The organism is Bartonella sp. HY761, assembly GCF_026743145.1.
Taxonomy (GTDB): Bacteria; Pseudomonadota; Alphaproteobacteria; order Rhizobiales; family Rhizobiaceae; genus HY038.
Genome location: NZ_CP104887.1, coordinates 2,456,590 through 2,474,189 on the forward strand (window position 1 = coordinate 2,456,590; position 17,600 = coordinate 2,474,189).

The window sequence follows — 17,600 nt, forward strand, 5'->3', positions numbered from 1 at the left end:
TCTAACTCTCCCGTTTTTTCTGTCTAGGGTCAAGGTTGTCACGAGCAGTATCACCCAAAAGGTTGATACTAAGAACGCAAAGAGCGAGCATAAGACCAGGCCAAAGAATTAAAGAGGGTTTAATACGAAAGAAGACTCGTCCTTCAGCCATAACATTACCCCATGTTGGAATCTCAGTGCTAATACCTGCACCTAAAAATGATAAAATAGCTTCCAGAAGAATGGCTGATGCCAAGACATAAGTGCCCTGCACAATAATAGGTGGGATAGTATTGGGTAACAAATGCTGGAAAAGTATTTTTGATGTGCTACTTCCCAAAGTCGTCGCCGCTTCAATATAAGGTTCTTCACGCGCTGTTAATACGACCGATCGCACAAGTCTTACCACACGCGGCACCTCTGGAACGGTGATTGCGATAATAACCGATGCAATTGATGGACCATTTAAAGCAACCAATGCAATGGCAATCAATATTGACGGCATGGCCATTAATGCATCCATGGCGCGCATTATAAAGCCATCAGCTACACGGAAAAAGCCGGCAAGAAGCCCAAAAACAATACCAACAACCACCGAGAATAATGCCGCAAAAATTCCGATAACCAGTGAAATACGCCCACCTAAAATCATGCGTGAAAATAAGTCGCGGCCATAATTATCAGTACCAAGAAAATGTTCCTTACTTGGCGGTTGTAATCTTGCCATTGCATTAATCTGCAATGGATCATGGGTTGCAATATAGGGTGCAGCTAGTGTGACTATTATAATAATCAACAAAATAACAAGCGCGATAATTGGTCCAAAGCCAAGACGCATCCAGTTTGGAAACGAAATGATACGCAATAGCCAAAGGTTTTTTGAAGGAGTTGAAGGTACATTCATCAGTAACGTATCCTTGGATCAAAAATTACATAAGAAATATCAATTAACAAGTTGATAAAAATATAAACACCACTTGTGAGCAAGATCATCGCCTGAATAATTGGATAATCACGTGCTAAGACTGCATCTACCGTCAAGCGCCCTATCCCTGGAATGTTAAAGATGCTTTCAGTCACGACAACGCCCGATATCAAGAGGGCAAAGCCCGTGCCAACAATCGTTGCAATGGGTACGGCAGCATTGCGAAGTGCATGAACAAATAAAATGCGGCTTTCCCCCACGCCTTTAGCGCGAGCGGTGCGAATAAAATCTTCGTTCAAAATATCAAGCATGGCCGCGCGCGTCATACGGGCAATCAAAGCAACATAAATGGTTGCCAAAGTGACGGCCGGCAAAAATGCTTTTTGTAAAAATGGTAAAAGCCCTTGCGAAATTGGCGTGAAGCCCTGCACAGGAAACCATTTCAATTGAACTGCAAATATTAAAATCAAGACATAACCAACAAGGAACACCGGCACTGAAAAGCCCAAAACGGAAAAGCTCATCGTAAAATGGTCAATCCATGAGCGGTGTTTCCAAGCAGCTAGGACACCCATTGGAATTGCAATAAGCACCGAAAGTATAATGGTAAAAATCGCGATTGAAATAGTGGCAGAAAGCCGATCAGCAATCATATCACTAACTGGGACGCCTGAGATAAGCGAATTTCCTAAATTACCGCGCAAAAGATCCATTGACCAATGATAAAATTGGACAATCAATGGTTCGTTAAGCCCCATGGCAGTACGGATTTTATCCAGTTGCTCTGGCGTTGCCGCATCACCTGCAATAATTGCAGCAGGATCTCCCGGGGTTAGTCGCAATAATAAAAATACAAAAATAGCCACCAAGAATAAAACCGGAATAATGGAAACTATACGTTTAAGGGTGTATTTAAGCATTAAGAACACCTTTAGAAAGAATAATAATCAAGTGGTTAGGACATATGCCTAAACATTGGATAATTGCGAAAACATGAGTCCATCGGGCTCAACTCTTAAGTCTGCCCGTAGTTTCTTCCAAGGAAGCGATGCCGGTGATAGCGGCATACTGCCTGGCGCAGTAGCAACGATAATGTCCTGCGCTATTTGGGTAAAATCAGCCCTAAAATGCACCGAACTTTTCACCACTAAAATATTTTGTTCTTCTGGGATAATACCAGCCATTTGAAAAAATGCCCGATCTGCCATTTGCGCCGCATGGGTTGTAACAACAATACGTACATCATCAATGCGCAGGCAAACTGCTGGCCCAAGATCCATCTCAGTGCCACCGAAATAAGCTCCTGTTGCCTTCACCTTAGCGTCAAACAGCCGCTCAATAGTAAAATCTGCCTCAAAAGGTTGATCGCCTCGGATGCCAGATTTTCCACCAAGTTTACAATGGAAGCGATCGCCTTCGTGTAATCGATGGGCACTGGCTACCGCTTGCGCATCCACAATAAGACCAATAGCAGCTTTGGTGGCACCACAATTAACCAAAGCGGCAATCATGCCCGTGGTATCAGAGGAACCGCCTGCACCTGGATTATCTTGAGTATCAGCAATTATGATGGGAAGATTTGACGTTAATGCACGCGACATTGCCTCATTCACTGCGTCACTGGGTAACCAAGCTTTGCCTTTAAATGCGCTTTCGCGATCATTTAGTTCGTCAAGTAAGCTATCAGCATGCGCTTCAACAGTGTTTATATCATCCCCATAAACAAAAATAGTAGCGCCACATTCATCAAAATCAGCCGCAGGAAACCCCATGAATAGTGAAATTGACGAAATATGTGGACTATCTTCGGCTTTTTCTACGAGCTTATAAAGACTGGCCGCAGGTTCTAGGCTTGTACATTGCCAAGCAATTGGCGTTAAAAAATCAGCGCGTCGCATGGCTTTATGCCAGTTTTCTTGGCTTTGCATAAGATGATCAAGAACTTTAGCAGCGCGATAACCTGTCTCTTTCATATCAATATGGGGGTAAGTTCGAAAGCCAATAAGTGCATCAGCTAATGCAAACATTCTTTTGGTAATATTGCCATGAAGATCAAGCGCGCATACGACGGGAATGTCGTATCCAACAACTTTACGTAATCGCTCAAGCAACTCACCCTCGCCATCATCCACGTGCTCGGCCATCATTGCGCCGTGAAGATCCAAAAAAATGCCATCAATAGCATCAAGAGAAGCTATGCGATCAATAATTTCAGATGTTAGGTTTTCATAAGCCTCATAGGTAAGTGGAGCTGATGGAATTGCTCCCGCCCAAAGTGTTGGTAATAAAGTCCAATTTTTCTGGATCCCATATTGTAAACCACCTGAAATCGCGAGATTAACATTTGCAGCATTGGTTAAAATCTCGTCCCCACGAGATAATGGAATATAACCGCCACCTTGCACAAAATCGTCTAAATCAGCTGAATAAGGCGCAAAAGAATTGGACTCGTGCAGAAACCCTGCATAAGCAATTTTTTTCACAACTTGTTCCCTTTATCCTTATTGGATATATCTTTTATACGTTCAGCCTATAGGGAAATGGAAAGTTGTCAATTGCCTTTTTAAAATTTCAATATAATTTTAAGTAAGCCATATTGAGGATATAAAATTAGTACCGTCAGATTTTAATCTTTAATAAGTTTGATAATTTTTTTGCAAAAAATAATTAAATATTACAAATTCTGAAATTTTCCTAATGATAGGAAGCAGCAGCAGCAAAAATTTTCAATAAATATTGGCTATAAATTGGGAATTTAACCAAAAATAAAAGCTACCATTATTTTTTAAAATAATGGTAGCGGAGGAGGGATTCGAACCCCCGACACAAGGATTATGATTCCTCTGCTCTAACCTACTGAGCTACTCCGCCAAATCAACAAATAATCAATTCTGCAAATCAATATTGTTGCCGATTTCGCTGTCGGTGGCGTGGATATAAAGGGCTAAAATTAATCTGTCAAGCATTGTTTATCGCTTTATCTCTTGTCATATGACGATAAGGCGGATATTGAAACAATATTATTAAAGGAATGGATTGAAATGTCGCCACGCGTAGCAGTTTTAGGATGCGGTTATTGGGGGAGTAACCATATTCGCACTTTAAAAGGCCTTGGAGCATTGGCCGCGGTTTCTGACGCTAATACCGACCGCGCCGAGGGCTTTGCAGCTGAACATGATGTCGAGGCAATTGCTATTGATGATTTGTTCACTCGTCCAGATATTGATGCAATTGTCATGGCTTTGCCACCCCAGTTTCATGCTCAAAATGCGATTCGCGCTGTAGAAAACGGCAAAGATGTTCTTGTGGAAAAGCCAATCGCCCTCAATGTTGAAGATGCCGAACGAGAAGTTAGAATTGCTGAAGAAAATAAACGCATTTTTATGGTTGGCCATGTTTTGCGCTTTCACCCAGCTTTTGAAAAACTCATGGAGCTCGTCAATTCTGGTGAATTGGGTGAGATAAAATATATTCATAGCCACCGTATGGGGCTTGGTAAATTCCATACTGAAAGCGATGCATTATGGGATCTTGCTCCCCATGATCTTTCAATGATTCTTGCTTTAACTGGCTGCGAACCATCAGAAATTCGCGGCGAAGGTGCAGCAATTATTGACCAATTATCTGATTTTGCTCATGTGCATATGGTATTTCCTAATGGATTACGCAGCCATTTGGTAGCATCGCGCCTTAATCCCTATCGTGAGCGGCGTTTAACTGTCGTCGGTACCAAAGCTATGGCGGTGTTTGATGATGTTGAGCCATGGGAACGTAAACTTGGCATTTATCGCTTTGCGGTTTGGCAGGATAATGGCCAATGGGCATTTACTGCCAATGAGCCTGAATATCTTGCCGTAAACGAAGGCATGCCTTTGACACGCGAATTGCAGCATTTCTTACATTGTATAGAAACGCGTAGCGAGCCGCGCACCAATGGCCATGAAGCGATTGCAGTATTGAAAATTCTAACTGCTGGCAGTGTTAATCATAGTGGGGCAAGAACTATGCGTGACTTGCTTTAAAGCGTTATTGTTTTATTATAAGTCACGTGTTCAACAGCTGTTACAGTTGTTATTAATCTTGTGAACGCTCAGCTGTAGCCATTCACAAAAATCAGGATTAAAACAGATTATGTTTTGATTCGGTGGTTATAGACCATCATTTTTAAGAAGCGGAGCCGCCCTTATGCAATTTATAGATCTTGGCGCCCAGCGCGCGCGCATTGAAGATAAAATCAACGCTGCAGTTTTAAAAGTTATTGCTGATGGGCGTTATATTTTAGGGCCGGAAGTAGCGCAGTTTGAAAAAGAACTTGCAGATTATATTGGTGTAAAGCATGTCATTGCCTGCGCCAATGGCACAGATGCTTTAGTTATGCCATTAATGGCCAAAGGAATTGGTCCAGGGGACGCAGTTTTTTGCCCAAGCTTTACCTTTGCGGCAACGGCTGAAGTCATTGCCCTTGTAGGTGCTGAGCCTGTATTTATCGATGTTTTACCCGATACGTATAATATCGACACAAAGCAACTTAAAGAAGCAATCCAAATGATTAAAAAAGAAGGTCGCCTTACACCAAAGGCGATTATTCCAGTTGATATATTTGGTCTTCCAGCCGATTATAAGGCAATTAACGCCATTGCGGGCGAAGAAGGTTTATTCGTTATTGAAGATGCCGCGCAATCAATTGGCGGTAAAAGCGATAATACTATGTGTGGCGCTTATGGTGACGTTGCATCGACGAGCTTCTACCCAGCCAAACCTTTAGGTTGCTATGGTGATGGCGGCGCTATGTTTACTGATAGTGACGAACTTGCCGATATTTTACGCTCAATCCTTTTCCACGGTAAAGGCGAAACCCAATATGACAATGTTCGCATTGGTTTAAATTCACGTCTTGATACTATCCAAGCCGCTATTTTAATTGAAAAATTAGCCATCCTTGAAGACGAAATGCAAAAGCGTGAAATTATTGGTAAACGTTACAATGATGGCTTAAAAGATGTTGTCAAAACACCTGTTATTCCAGCAAATACGCGTTCTGCTTATGCGCAATATACAATTGAAGCAGAAAACCGTGATGGTTTGCGTGCTCATCTGCAAGAAAAGGCGATTCCATCAGTAATTTACTATGTGAAGCCTTTACACCTACAAACAGCCTATAAGGACTTTGCCCGCGCGCAAGACAGCTTGCCCGTATCTGAAGGTCTTGCAGAAAGAGTGTTAAGCCTTCCAATGCATCCTTATTTAAGCGAAAGCGACCAAGATAAGATAATAGAGGAAATCAGAGCTTTTTATAAAAAATAAATAAAATTTTTGATCCTCCCAATGACAAGCCCTTGATGTTTTAGCGCATCAAGGGCTTTAAATTATCTGCCATATAAAAACGATAGCCGATTTATCTTGGAGCAGAACTTATTAATCCGGCCATTTCCAGCCAACGCGATTGATAAGATTGTTATCTTTAAACGTTGTTTCGCTAAATTCTTTATAAAGATTCAATATGGTGCCATGGCCTTGTTTTTCCAATAAATCAACCAATGGCTGTGCATGCGATACAACAATGAGCTGCATGTTTTTGGAAGCAGCACAGATAAGCTTAGCCAAGGCCGGCAATAAATCTGGGTGTAGACTTGTTTCAGGCTCGTTTAAAACCATCAAGCTTGGTGGCCGTGGGGTTAATAAAGCGGCGAGCAACATAATATAGCGCATGGTTCCATCGGATAATTCCGCAGCTTTTAAAGGGCGTAATATTCCATTTTGACGCATTTGCAGACCAAACCAACCTTCATGGTGGGTAATATCAATTTCAGCCTCTGGAAAAGCAAGGTCGATCATCTCAGCCAACAAATTATAATCACCAATTTGCAGAATAGTTTGAAGGGCAGCGGCAACGTCGCTACCATCATTGGCCATAATAGGTGTATAAGTGCCAATCTGTGGCTTCCTTGACGGTGCATCGCTATCGGTACGCAGATGATCATAAAACCGCCATGTAAGCAGCGTTTCCCGTAGTTCTAACAATTGTGGTGAAGCCTGCGGATCGCCAGCAATAAGGCACATGCTCTCATAATCAGAAAGTTCCAAACGCGATGGAGTAAGTTCGCCCTCTAAGTCACGCAACGACAATAAAGCGCCCTTGCGCAAGGCATGAATGCTTGATTGGCGTAAAGCACCACTCCATAAGGTTTCCCGTTTAAAAAGTGGATCATATCGAAAGGGCCCCATGCTTTCTAAAGAGCTATTTAACGCCCCACTTGTAGGAAAACCCAACTCCACTGCATAACTCATGTTACGGCTTGAAAATCCAAGCTTTAAACGCTTTTTTTGACTTGATACAGTACCTTGTATGGCGGCGCGCCCTGAACGCATATCTCTGGTAATTTTTTCAGGACCAGCCCAAAATACTGATTGAATTCCGCCTTCTTTTGCTAAATTACCAACAAGCTCGCCATTTGCTGCTGAAGCCAAAAGGCGTAATGAGCGATAAAGATTAGATTTACCCGCGCCATTAGCGCCGGTTATAATAGTAAGATTGTCTAGTGGCACAATGAGATCGCGTATTGAGCGATAGCCAAAAATTGCTAATGTATCAATCACTTATCGCCCTTCCGATACTAACCACCATAAATCTGCTTTTGCAAAGCAATATCCTTTTGATAATTTTTATGGAAACCATAAATATTTGCGCTATCGGCATTTTTAAAAATTAAAACATTATTATCCAACACAAAAAATTCACTATCAAAATCTTTTAAATGAAGAATAATTCTATGTGAGCCAATACTGCCTCCGTTTTCATCATATTGATCTTGAAAGACCACATCGATAGGAACAACTATTTTAATGCAATTACATATATCTTCTTCAAAAAAGACATAATAGGTCTTATTTGTCCCTGCAAATCTTCCGATTAAATGTGCATTACGGGCAAAATCCACGCAATTATTCTCTTTAATAAATTTAAGTAGATCTTTATCGCAGTGCACAAAGGGATTATTATTACCATAATCAATAAAATCTAACGCAGACCACTTTAACATATTATTTATAATATTTGCGATATTTTCCTTCAAGACAACCAATCCCAATGATATCAATACAACTCAATGTCGCTATTTTAAAAGCATTTTTCTATTTATTAAACTCTAAAATTCAGTCCCAAAGAAACTTAATTTAGCTAAAATATACTTAGCATCTTGATGATTTTTATACCTTACTACCGCACTCGCATAGCGTATTTTTAAAAATAAAATTATTAAAACTAGGGGTGTGGGTAAGTTTATGGTTAATTGGTTTATATACATCTTATTAATAAAATTGGTTTTATGCTTTTACCTCAATTAGAGGTATTAACATGTCGCGCATTTTGTTTTTTTTAACGCTAGTGGCGTTATTGGCTGGGTGTGCAAGCGCTCCCAACCGTACGACCAATGCTTGTGCTGTTCTTGACCAAAAGAACGGCTTTTTCACCAATTGGGAACGCTCTGTTAAAAAAGCCGAGCGCGAATATGGTATTCCAACACCGGTAATTTTGGCAACCATGTATGCAGAATCAAATTTCAAGCACAATGCCCGCCCACCGCGAACCAAATTATTAGGGTTCATCCCTTGGAAACGACAATCAACTGCTTATGGCTATGCGCAAGCACTTGATGGTACTTGGGATCGCTATCGCCGTGAAACGGGACGCACTGGCGCAAGGCGTAATAATTTTGAAGATGCCGCCCGCTTTATCGCATGGTACCACCGCCAAAGTGTCCAAAAAAACGGTGTCGCACCCCATGATGCCTATAATCTTTATCTCAATTATTATCTTGGCCATACAGGCTATGCACGCGGCAATGGACGCGGTGGCATTGCCGCGCGCGGTGCGCAGCGCGCGCAAACAATGAGCCGCCAATATGATATGCAATTGCGCCAATGCGGCCGCCGATAAAATTATAAACATATTAAACCAATAGAGCCTAATTGGCCCTATTGGTTAGGCATAATCCAAAAATATTTGTCATTTTAATTTCATCATTTCCATCAAAAATGTCTTAATAATAAAAAATTCTATTGCGCTTGACGCATGTTTGGTTAAAAAATCAAAATATTGATTTTAGGGAGATATCCATGAGCGATAATTTTGATAGCCAGCAAGAAATTTTTGAAAAGCAGGCCGCACTGCTTTCTGCCGCCCTTCCCTATATGCAACGCTATGAAAACAAAACTGTCGTTGTAAAATATGGTGGCCACGCCATGGGTGATCCTGAACTTGGACGCGCTTTTGCTCGTGACATCGCATTGTTAAAACAATCTGGCATTAATCCTATTGTTGTTCATGGTGGCGGTCCACAAATTGCCACCATGTTGCAAAAATTGGGTCTTGAATCAAAATTTGAAGGTGGCTTACGCGTTACTGACGCAAAAACCGTTGAAATAGTTGAAATGGTTCTTGCAGGCTCAATTAACAAAGAAATCGTTGCTATGATCAATGCTGAAGGTGAATGGGCGATTGGTCTTTGCGGTAAAGACGGCAATATGGTTTTTGCTGAGAAAGCACGAAAAACCGTTATTGACCCTGATTCCAATATTGAGCGTGTGCTTGATCTTGGCTTTGTTGGCGAGCCAGTGGAAGTTGATCGCACATTATTAGATTTACTCGCCCGCTCGGAAATGATTCCAGTTATTGCACCAGTTGCACCGGGGCGCGATGGTCATACCTATAATATCAATGCTGATACATTTGCTGGCGCTATTGCTGGTGCATTAACTGCAAAGCGGCTTTTATTCTTGACCGACGTTCCGGGCGTTCTTGATGAAAATGGTAAATTGCTCAAAGAATTAACGGTAAGCGAAGCGCGCCGTATGATTGAAAAAGGCACAATTAGCGGTGGCATGATTCCCAAGGTAGAGACCTGCATTGAAGCCATTCAGCGCGGGGTTGAAGGTGTGGTTATTCTTAATGGTAAAACCGCCCATTCAGTCTTGCTTGAGCTGTTTACCGAGCGCGGTGCCGGCACTTTGATTGTGCGCGGATAAGTATTTTTATGGGCGCGCAAAACTTTCCAACGGAAAAAATAGATTATTGGGTGTTTGATCTAGATAACACCCTTTATCCACCAGGTGACCATCTTTTTTCGCAAGTGGATATTAAAATGACTGACTATGTCAGCAACTTGCTAAACATGGATAGGACAAGTGCACGCCAATTACAAAAAGACCTTTATCGTGATTATGGCACCACCCTATCTGGCTTAATGCATCTTTATGACATTGATCCAGAAGATTTTTTAAATAAAGTCCATGATATCGATTATAGTTGGCTAAGCCCAGCGCCAATTCTTAGGCAAAATTTGCAAAGGCTTACGGGCAAAAAATACATCTTTACCAATGGTGATCACAATCATGCTATAAGTGTATTAACAAGGCTTGGCATTGAAAACGTATTTGATGGCATATTTGACATTAAGGCGGCTCGATATATTCCAAAGCCCAAGCAAGAGGCCTATGATATTTTTATAAAGAAATTTGCCATAGATCCAAGCCGCGCGGTTATGTTTGAAGATCTTGCCCGCAATTTGAAAGTGCCAAAATCTTTACAAATGCAAACAGTATTAATAGAACCTATACTACAAGCAGCTCAAACCCATGATACACCACAAGGTGATGATAGCGACCAAAGTCATATTGATTTTGCAACCAATGACCTTGGTGCTTTTTTAGAAAAAATATTGATGTAACTGCATTGCAGTCTAAATCAATATTTTGAACAATCATTGACTATCAAACTAATCTAAAACCTACCCTTTAATAGCTTGTTTTTTTTAACCGCTTTGCAATTATAAGAAATTGCTTCGAGAGCGCGCCAACCAAAATACCAAGCCCACCAAAACAAGTATGGACAAATGAAATCTTTTTCTTTTTTACGCCCGCAAGAACTTATTCTCATTGGTGTAACCATTCTGTGGGGTGGTACATTTTTAATTATTAAACAGGCCGTGCACCAGAGCGGACCGCTATTCTTTGTAGGGTTCCGCTTTTTTATTGCTGCCGTAATTGTCGCAATTGTATTTCATAAAGCGTTAAAAGGCCTTAGCAAAAAAGAAATTATTGGTGGCACCGCTATCGGTCTATCTATTTATTTAGGCTATGGCTTGCAAACTATGGGGCTCGAAAGCATCAATAGCAGCCAATCAGCCTTTATTACTGCCCTTTATGTGCCATTTGTACCGCTATTGCAATGGGGCGTATTAAAACGCCGTCCTAGTCTTGGTAGTTGGATTGGCGCTGCCCTTTGCTTTATTGGCCTTATTTTAATCAAAGATCCGCAAAATATCGGTTTTAGTTTTTCTTTTGGTGAAATTATCACCATCATTGCGGCTTTCTTTATCGCGATTGAAATTATTCTTATCGGCAAATTTGCACCTGAAGTTGATAGCCGCCGCCTCACTTTAGTGCAACTAATTGTGGCATCGATCGCCGCTTTTATTACCATGCCAATCCTTGGTGAACCTATCCCTCAATTTTCGCCAATCTGGTTTTGGGCAGCAGTTGCACTTGGCACAATGACAGCGCTTATCCAATTAGCAATGAACTGGGCGCAAAAATCAGTATCCCCAACCAAAGCTACCATTATTTATGCAGGTGAGCCAATATGGGCTGGTCTTTTTGGACGGATGGCCGGGGAGCGTTTTGGGCCCTTTGCGCTACTTGGTGCAGCGTTAATTATTGCTGGTATTCTCATATCACAATTATTACCAACATCATTGCGCAATAAACTATCGGCGCCTAGCGATGATAAATCAAAAGACAACTCATCCAATAGTTAAAGCCCAATGCAAAGTAACAAGAATCGTGAGTCGGCATAGGAGATTGCGATTTTTAAAATATTGGTAAATTTACATTAATTTCTTTTGAAAACATGAGTAAATCGCCGTTTTTTGCTTCTGCGCGTTGGAAAATCTCATTGACCTTTGCCCCTTAATCCAGTATAAGCGCGGAAAGTTATACGGTCGAAGTGCCGTTATTTAATTTTCGTGCCATTATTTTTGATGGTCGTTATCGAGAAAAGAGAGAGATAAATGGCTAATACAGCTTCGGCCAAAAAAGCGGTGCGCAAAATTGCAGCTCGCACAGAGGTCAATAAATCACGTCGTTCACGCGTTCGCACTTTCATCCGTAAGTTTGAAGATGCTATTGTTGCTGGCAACAAAGAAGAAGCACAAGTTGCTTTCAAAACTGTTGAACCTGAAATCATGCGCGCTGTAACTAAGGGCGTTATCCAAAAAAATACAGCAGCTCGCAAGGTTTCTCGTCTTGCACAGCGCTTGAAAAGCCTCACCGCTTAAGTTTTAAGACTTTACTAGTTTTTAAAACCCTCGAAGATTTTCTTCGGGGGTTTTTATTTTAATGGCTGCTAAAAATTTAAATAACAACGCTTGGAAGCATTAGCAACATATGCGATAGAACCTTAAAAGAAATATGACTTATTTACTCATAATTGTTGGCTTTTGGTGTATTTTGAATTAGATTGGTGAGATCACATCAAGGAATGCTATCATGTCCTCTATCGATCAAACAACCCAAGCAATTGCTCCGTCCCTCAATCAAAATCAAGCCAATATTTCACAGCAGATAATCAAAGCTGAGGTTATTGTGGTTGGTGCAGGCCCTGCCGGCCTAATGGCTGCTTATCTGCTGGCGCGGCAAGGACGGCAAGTCGTTTTGCTTGAAAAGCATAGTGATTTTTTGCGCGATTTTCGCGGCGATACCATTCACCCCTCAACCCTTGATCTCATTGACCAGTTGGGATTTTTGGACGAGTTTTTAAAAATTTCCCACACAAGAGCCGAAAAATTAAATGCTGAAATTAATGGCAAAGATATCACCATTGCCGATTTTTCCAAACTATCCACCAAATGCAAATTTATCGCCTTTATGCCGCAATGGGAATTTTTAAATTTCCTATGCGACAAAGCCAAACAGTTTGATAATTTTTCGATTATCATGGATTGCCAAAGCCACAAACTTTTATACGAGCATGATAAGGTCGTTGGTGTTGAGGCAACAACCTCGCAAGGCGATATTCATGTTGAAGCGCCCTTAACCATTGCCGCTGATGGACGCAATTCAATCTTAAGGCAACAATCTAGTCTTGATTTGGAAGAGTTTGGCGTGGCTAGCAATGTTTTATGGATGAAGCTATCGCACCAAAAGGAAGATCCACCCTATACAATGGGTCATGGCGGCCCAAGGCAGGGTTTTATTCTTATTGATCGGGGCGATTATTGGCAATGTGGCTTTGTTATCCCTAAGGGTAGCTTTGAAGAGCTAAAAGCCAAGGGCTTAGAAAATTTTCGCGAGGAAGTTGCACGCTTTTCCCCGCTGCCCGCAAGCCGCATGGATGAAATTACCTCATGGGATGCTGTCCATCTTTTATCCATCCGCATTAACCGCCTTAAGCAGTGGTGGCAGCCGGGGCTTCTTTTCATTGGTGACGCTGCCCATGCCATGTCACCGATTGGCGGCGTTGGTGTTAATCTTGCTATACAAGATGCTGTTGCCGCAACCAATATATTAAATGCGCCATTGCGGAATAAAAATGTTAGCACAAAGGATTTGGCAAAGGTACAAAAACGCCGTTCATTCCCCACCAAAGCCACGCAAAGATTGCAACTCATGATGCAAAAAAGTAGCCAAAAGCGCAATCTTGATCCAGAAAAGAAAAAAGCACCACCAAGCTTCATGCGCTATATTGCAAAATGGCCACCGCTTGCGCATTTTGCTGGCCGTATCGTTGGCATGGGATTTAGATCAGAGAAAATCAAATTTTAAGCGCGATATAAATATCAAAATCCTTATAAAAAAAGGCCGATACAAATTTGTATCGGCCTTTTTTATTTCAGCTAAATATCTACCAACCTAAAAGCGCTCAATTAAGCAGTTTTAATGAGGCAATTTGCTACCATTTTTTTCTAAAACCAATACGGCCACTTACTCCATAACTATCGCCAAAACCGCTGAGGCTAGTCTTGACGAGGGCTTCGCCATAAATTGAATAATTATCATCATTCCAATTATATGAACCACCAGCTCCCACACTGCCCCATAAGCGTTGTTGTTGATTTGAAATGTCAACTCCGGAAACATCGACACTGGTGCCGCTACGTAAAGCATAATAAAGGTTGCCAATTCCATAAATATGAGTGCGATTTAATGAGCCCTGATCATTTTTCCAACTGGTTTCGTAGTCAACAGCAAAGCCCAAACGCGCCTCTAAACTATCGCCACGCTTTAAACTTACATCTGCATTGAAGATATCGTGAAAACTATCAAAATCAATATTAGAATAAACAAGCTGTGTTTGCGGGGTAATAGACCATTTTTCATCAAGTTTAAAGCGCTTACCTGCCTCAGCCGATAAAGCATATCCAAAGCCGTCATTGCTACTTACTAAGTTGCGATTGGCTAAATTGGATTTTAGATCACTGTTATATAGGGTGACCTGTGCTTGGCCATCGACATAGAAACCATCATTGCCATACCAAGTGAGAGTTCCGCCCAAACCATAACCATCAGTGGTGATTTCACCATCGCCATAAAATGATTTGGTCTTGGTTTTACCAGTAGTATAAAATCCATTGATACCGCTAATTAAACTACCATGGTCATTTGAATACAGTTTTCCATCGATACCGATTTGCGCTTTAAAAGTATTTTGATTAAAATCCACTCCTGAGGTTGATTTTTGGGATTCAAAATGGCTGTGATTGCCAACCACACGAGACCAAAGCCCAGTATTTTCGACATTTATTTCAACAGCTGAGCCAGCACTAACACCAATCCAAATGCGATTGCCAACACGCTGTTGTAACGTTGGTAAGCTGTTTAAATTAAGCAGTGCTTGTGGATAAGCCTCGTAGGTGGGAACGCCAGCTTGAAAAACGGGTGGGGCCGGTAAAATTGGAGGTTCTACTGGATCTACTGGAGGCTTTACAGGTGGCTCTTCCGGTTTTACGGGAGGCTTTACAGGTGGTTGTACTGGTGGCTCTTCCGGTTTCACGGGAGGCTTAACTGGCGGCTCGACAGGAGGTTCAACTGGCTTTAATTGCGAACGCAAGTACCAGTCATTTTGAAGTTCTGTTTCACCATATTCATCTTCTGTTACCGTAGATGATTGAGCACCTTTGAATAAACCATAGGCATAGGCACCAGCACCAACCATGGTTTGTCCTTGCAATGTATAGGCATTGGATGCCGTTGCATCCAATGCAAAAGCATCATCGGTGGTTGTACCGCCATTTATGGCACGAACAATTTTAATGCCCTGACCAGGCTCGGTATTGCCTCCTGCATTGGTTGCATCAACATTATTCACGCGAACCAGAGTATTGCCATCGACTTGGCCACCATCAATCACAAGGCGGTCAGATAAAGCGCCACTTTCACCAAGAAAAGTATCTATTGATAAAAGCGCATTATTGCGACCGGTATAATTGCCCTTAATCGTTAAACTATCGCCAGCAACGCCACTGTTTAGATTTAAAATACCAGCGTCACTTAGCACATTTCCTTGCAAGGTGAAATTTGCACTACCATCAGATGCACCATATGCAATAATTTGAGCGCCATTTGTAAGATTTAACTGGTCAAATGTTGCAGTTGTGGATGGTGTAGCACCGTTTTTGGCGGCAAGTATCCATTGTGCATTATTTGAAACATTAAGATCTAGCGTTGCATTTTCACCCTTATTAACAAGGCCGGTCATTTTACCGTCAGCAAAATTAAAAACAGTGGTGCTTGGCTGGGTTACGCTACCACCAGTCATATTTAAAATATAACCTTCATCCGCAGCAGTAAGATTGCTGTTTGCACCGCGAACACTTAGCAAATAATCAACATTGCTGCCCATGACGTCAATCAAATTAGCAGTTGCAGAGCTTGTCGTTGCAACCAAATTGTTGAAACTCGTTTGACTTTGTACACTTGCAATGTCTGTACTTGCGCTAACGGTAATTGCTTGCCCGCCAGCTTTAATTGTGGTTGATGCTGTATCAGCATCCGCATTCAAAGCGCCACCTTGCCAAACAACGGCAATGGCCGAAGAATTAGGTGCATTTAATGTATCAAGAACCATATTGCCGGTGGAAGTAATAAGTCCTTCGCCAGTACCTGCCACAGTTAACTCTTTACCAATGCGTAGCGCATTGGCGCGAGTGGATGTACTCGTAATTGTAATATTACTATTATGAATACGCACTTCTGGTCGGACACCATCTTTTTCCGTACCAGACACATAAATGCCAATAGCATCATTGCCTTGGGCTGTAAGATTAATATTCAAATCATTCTTAACTTCAACATAACCTGCAGCACCGTTACCCGAACTTTGGCCAGCACCTTGAATAACACGAATGCCTGCCAATAATGGATAACGAGTGAAAAGCCAACCACCTTGCTCAGACTGCATGGTAATATTTAAATTGTCAAAAACCGCCTTTGATTGCATCCCATTAAAAGCTGCTGGCTCACCCGCATTAACTGTAGAGCCAGCCAATACACCATAATGCTCATAACGGTCACCTAATCCCCAACTGCCACCATAACCAGAGGGTAAATTAAGCATGCTAAGATTAAGAGTGCCTATGGTTGCCATTCCACCATGAGACACGCCAAGGCCAACCTTTGCAATTCTGTCCCCTGCACCAGTCTGCGGGTTTGCAGTCAGATTTTCAAGGGTTAAATTGATTGTTTTACCCGTTGCATCAAAAACCGATTGAGTTGCAGTAGTGCCACCACCACCATAAACTATGATGCCGGCGCTACCTTTAACAGTGGTAGAAAAATCATTTTCAATAGTCATGGTGTTGCTTGTGCGACCACTATACACACCAAAACCACCTGCCCAAATACTATCATTTCCGATAGTTGAATTAACCGAACTAATTGAACAGCTGTTTTGATTGGGAGCGCCATTTGTGCCAATTGCGAAAGTACCATTAGCGGCTGTTAAACATTCTGCCGCTTGCACATTTGTAGCGAACAAAAAGGCTCCAGTTAATACCGTACTAGCTAATAAAAACTTTTTCATACAAACTCACAGATATTATAATAAATATATTTATTTAATATATAATATAAAATATAAGTGAAATATATATTTAATTACACCCCACGCCTTCAAAACCATTCACCAACAAGATATAATTCATACCATCAACACAAATCATTGTTTTATTTATATATTTTTTACAATAAATAATTTTAGAAAAAATTAACTATAAAAAAATTACCAATTGTTGCAATTATATCATAATAACATCAAAACATTATATAATGAAATTCTAAAATACATTAATCTCAAGCTTTAAATATGCATTAAGTTATTTTACAAAGATGCAATTAACGATGCTAATCGGCAAATATAAGAGTAAAAATATTTTTATACTGAAAAAATCATAATAACATGTTCTATATTGAATAAAACGGCACTTAAATAATATCTGATTTGGATTTTGATAAAAATTTAAGACTATTATACGAATTTAGGAATGACTTTCCGCAAGTTTAATACGTATATTATAACGATAATTTTTAACAATTAGCCCCTGACCAAAAGTGTTTCTTCACTTTTCATCAGGGGCTAAACTTAAAACGCGTTATACTTACAATATATTTAAAACGAGATCACAAAATCCAATTTTGGAAATTC

Annotated in this window: 14 protein-coding genes and 1 tRNA gene; 8 read left to right on the forward strand and 7 right to left on the reverse strand. The window is 41.1% G+C overall.

Annotated features, from left to right (window positions below; genetic code table 11):
• Position 1 precedes the first annotated feature (1 nt).
• The 4 genes from N6A79_RS10665 to N6A79_RS10680 all read right to left on the reverse strand — a co-directional run bounded on the left by N6A79_RS10665 (position 2) and on the right by N6A79_RS10680 (position 3,775).
• Positions 2-883, reverse strand: a complete 882-nt coding sequence (locus tag N6A79_RS10665) for an ABC transporter permease (RefSeq protein WP_442784232.1) — start codon at positions 881-883, stop codon at positions 2-4.
• The gene (locus tag N6A79_RS10670) at positions 883-1,824 is read right to left on the reverse strand and encodes an ABC transporter permease (protein WP_268545925.1); all 942 of its coding nucleotides are present in this window, start codon (positions 1,822-1,824) and stop codon (positions 883-885) included. The genes N6A79_RS10665 and N6A79_RS10670 overlap by 1 nt, the downstream gene beginning before the upstream one ends.
• Positions 1,825-1,872: 48 nt before the next feature.
• Positions 1,873-3,387, reverse strand: a complete 1,515-nt coding sequence (locus N6A79_RS10675; RefSeq protein ID WP_268545926.1) for a M81 family metallopeptidase — start codon at positions 3,385-3,387, stop codon at positions 1,873-1,875.
• Positions 3,388-3,698: 311 nt separating this feature from the next.
• Positions 3,699-3,775, reverse strand: a tRNA-Met gene (locus N6A79_RS10680).
• A 170-nt stretch (positions 3,776-3,945) separates the two neighbouring features.
• On the opposite strand from N6A79_RS10680, the gene N6A79_RS10685 reads away from it, so the two are divergent.
• Both N6A79_RS10685 and N6A79_RS10690 read left to right on the forward strand, forming a co-directional pair.
• The gene (locus tag N6A79_RS10685; RefSeq protein ID WP_182417611.1) at positions 3,946-4,926 is read left to right on the forward strand and encodes a Gfo/Idh/MocA family protein; all 981 of its coding nucleotides are present in this window, start codon (positions 3,946-3,948) and stop codon (positions 4,924-4,926) included.
• A gap of 163 nt (positions 4,927-5,089) precedes the next feature.
• Positions 5,090-6,208, forward strand: a complete 1,119-nt coding sequence (locus tag N6A79_RS10690) for a DegT/DnrJ/EryC1/StrS family aminotransferase (protein WP_182417612.1) — start codon at positions 5,090-5,092, stop codon at positions 6,206-6,208.
• Positions 6,209-6,319: 111 nt separating this feature from the next.
• Here the strand turns inward: N6A79_RS10690 and N6A79_RS10695 are convergent, their stop codons facing one another.
• Both N6A79_RS10695 and N6A79_RS10700 read right to left on the reverse strand, forming a co-directional pair.
• Positions 6,320-7,501 carry an AAA family ATPase gene (locus N6A79_RS10695; protein ID WP_268545927.1) on the reverse strand — a complete coding sequence of 394 codons (1,182 nt, stop codon included), beginning with the start codon at positions 7,499-7,501 and terminating at the stop codon, positions 6,320-6,322.
• 17 nt (positions 7,502-7,518) lie between these two features.
• On the reverse strand, positions 7,519-7,977 hold the full coding sequence (locus N6A79_RS10700; RefSeq protein WP_268545928.1) for a hypothetical protein: 459 nt from the start codon (positions 7,975-7,977) through the stop codon (positions 7,519-7,521).
• A gap of 281 nt (positions 7,978-8,258) precedes the next feature.
• Here N6A79_RS10700 and N6A79_RS10705 point away from each other — a divergent pair, with 281 nt between their 5' ends.
• The 6 genes from N6A79_RS10705 (at position 8,259) to N6A79_RS10730 (ending at position 13,723) form a co-directional block, all read left to right on the forward strand.
• Positions 8,259-8,840 carry a transglycosylase SLT domain-containing protein gene (locus tag N6A79_RS10705; RefSeq protein ID WP_268545929.1) on the forward strand — a complete coding sequence of 194 codons (582 nt, stop codon included), beginning with the start codon at positions 8,259-8,261 and terminating at the stop codon, positions 8,838-8,840.
• Positions 8,841-9,019: 179 nt separating this feature from the next.
• Entirely contained in the window at positions 9,020-9,928 is a 909-nt protein-coding gene (gene argB / locus N6A79_RS10710; RefSeq protein ID WP_182417615.1) for an acetylglutamate kinase, read from the forward strand.
• An 8-nt stretch (positions 9,929-9,936) separates the two neighbouring features.
• Positions 9,937-10,629: a pyrimidine 5'-nucleotidase gene (locus N6A79_RS10715; RefSeq protein WP_268545930.1), complete on the forward strand. Its 693-nt coding sequence runs from the start codon at positions 9,937-9,939 to the stop codon at positions 10,627-10,629.
• A gap of 165 nt (positions 10,630-10,794) precedes the next feature.
• Positions 10,795-11,718, forward strand: a complete 924-nt coding sequence (locus N6A79_RS10720; RefSeq protein ID WP_268545931.1) for a DMT family transporter — start codon at positions 10,795-10,797, stop codon at positions 11,716-11,718.
• A gap of 252 nt (positions 11,719-11,970) precedes the next feature.
• Positions 11,971-12,237, forward strand: a complete 267-nt coding sequence (gene rpsT, locus N6A79_RS10725; RefSeq protein ID WP_268545932.1) for a 30S ribosomal protein S20 — start codon at positions 11,971-11,973, stop codon at positions 12,235-12,237.
• 211 nt (positions 12,238-12,448) lie between these two features.
• Entirely contained in the window at positions 12,449-13,723 is a 1,275-nt protein-coding gene (locus N6A79_RS10730) for an FAD-dependent oxidoreductase (protein ID WP_268545933.1), read from the forward strand.
• A 127-nt stretch (positions 13,724-13,850) separates the two neighbouring features.
• On the opposite strand, the gene N6A79_RS10735 is transcribed toward N6A79_RS10730, so the two are convergent.
• Positions 13,851-16,979: an autotransporter family protein gene (locus tag N6A79_RS10735; protein WP_268545934.1), complete on the reverse strand. Its 3,129-nt coding sequence runs from the start codon at positions 16,977-16,979 to the stop codon at positions 13,851-13,853.
• Positions 16,980-17,600: the final 621 nt, after the last annotated feature.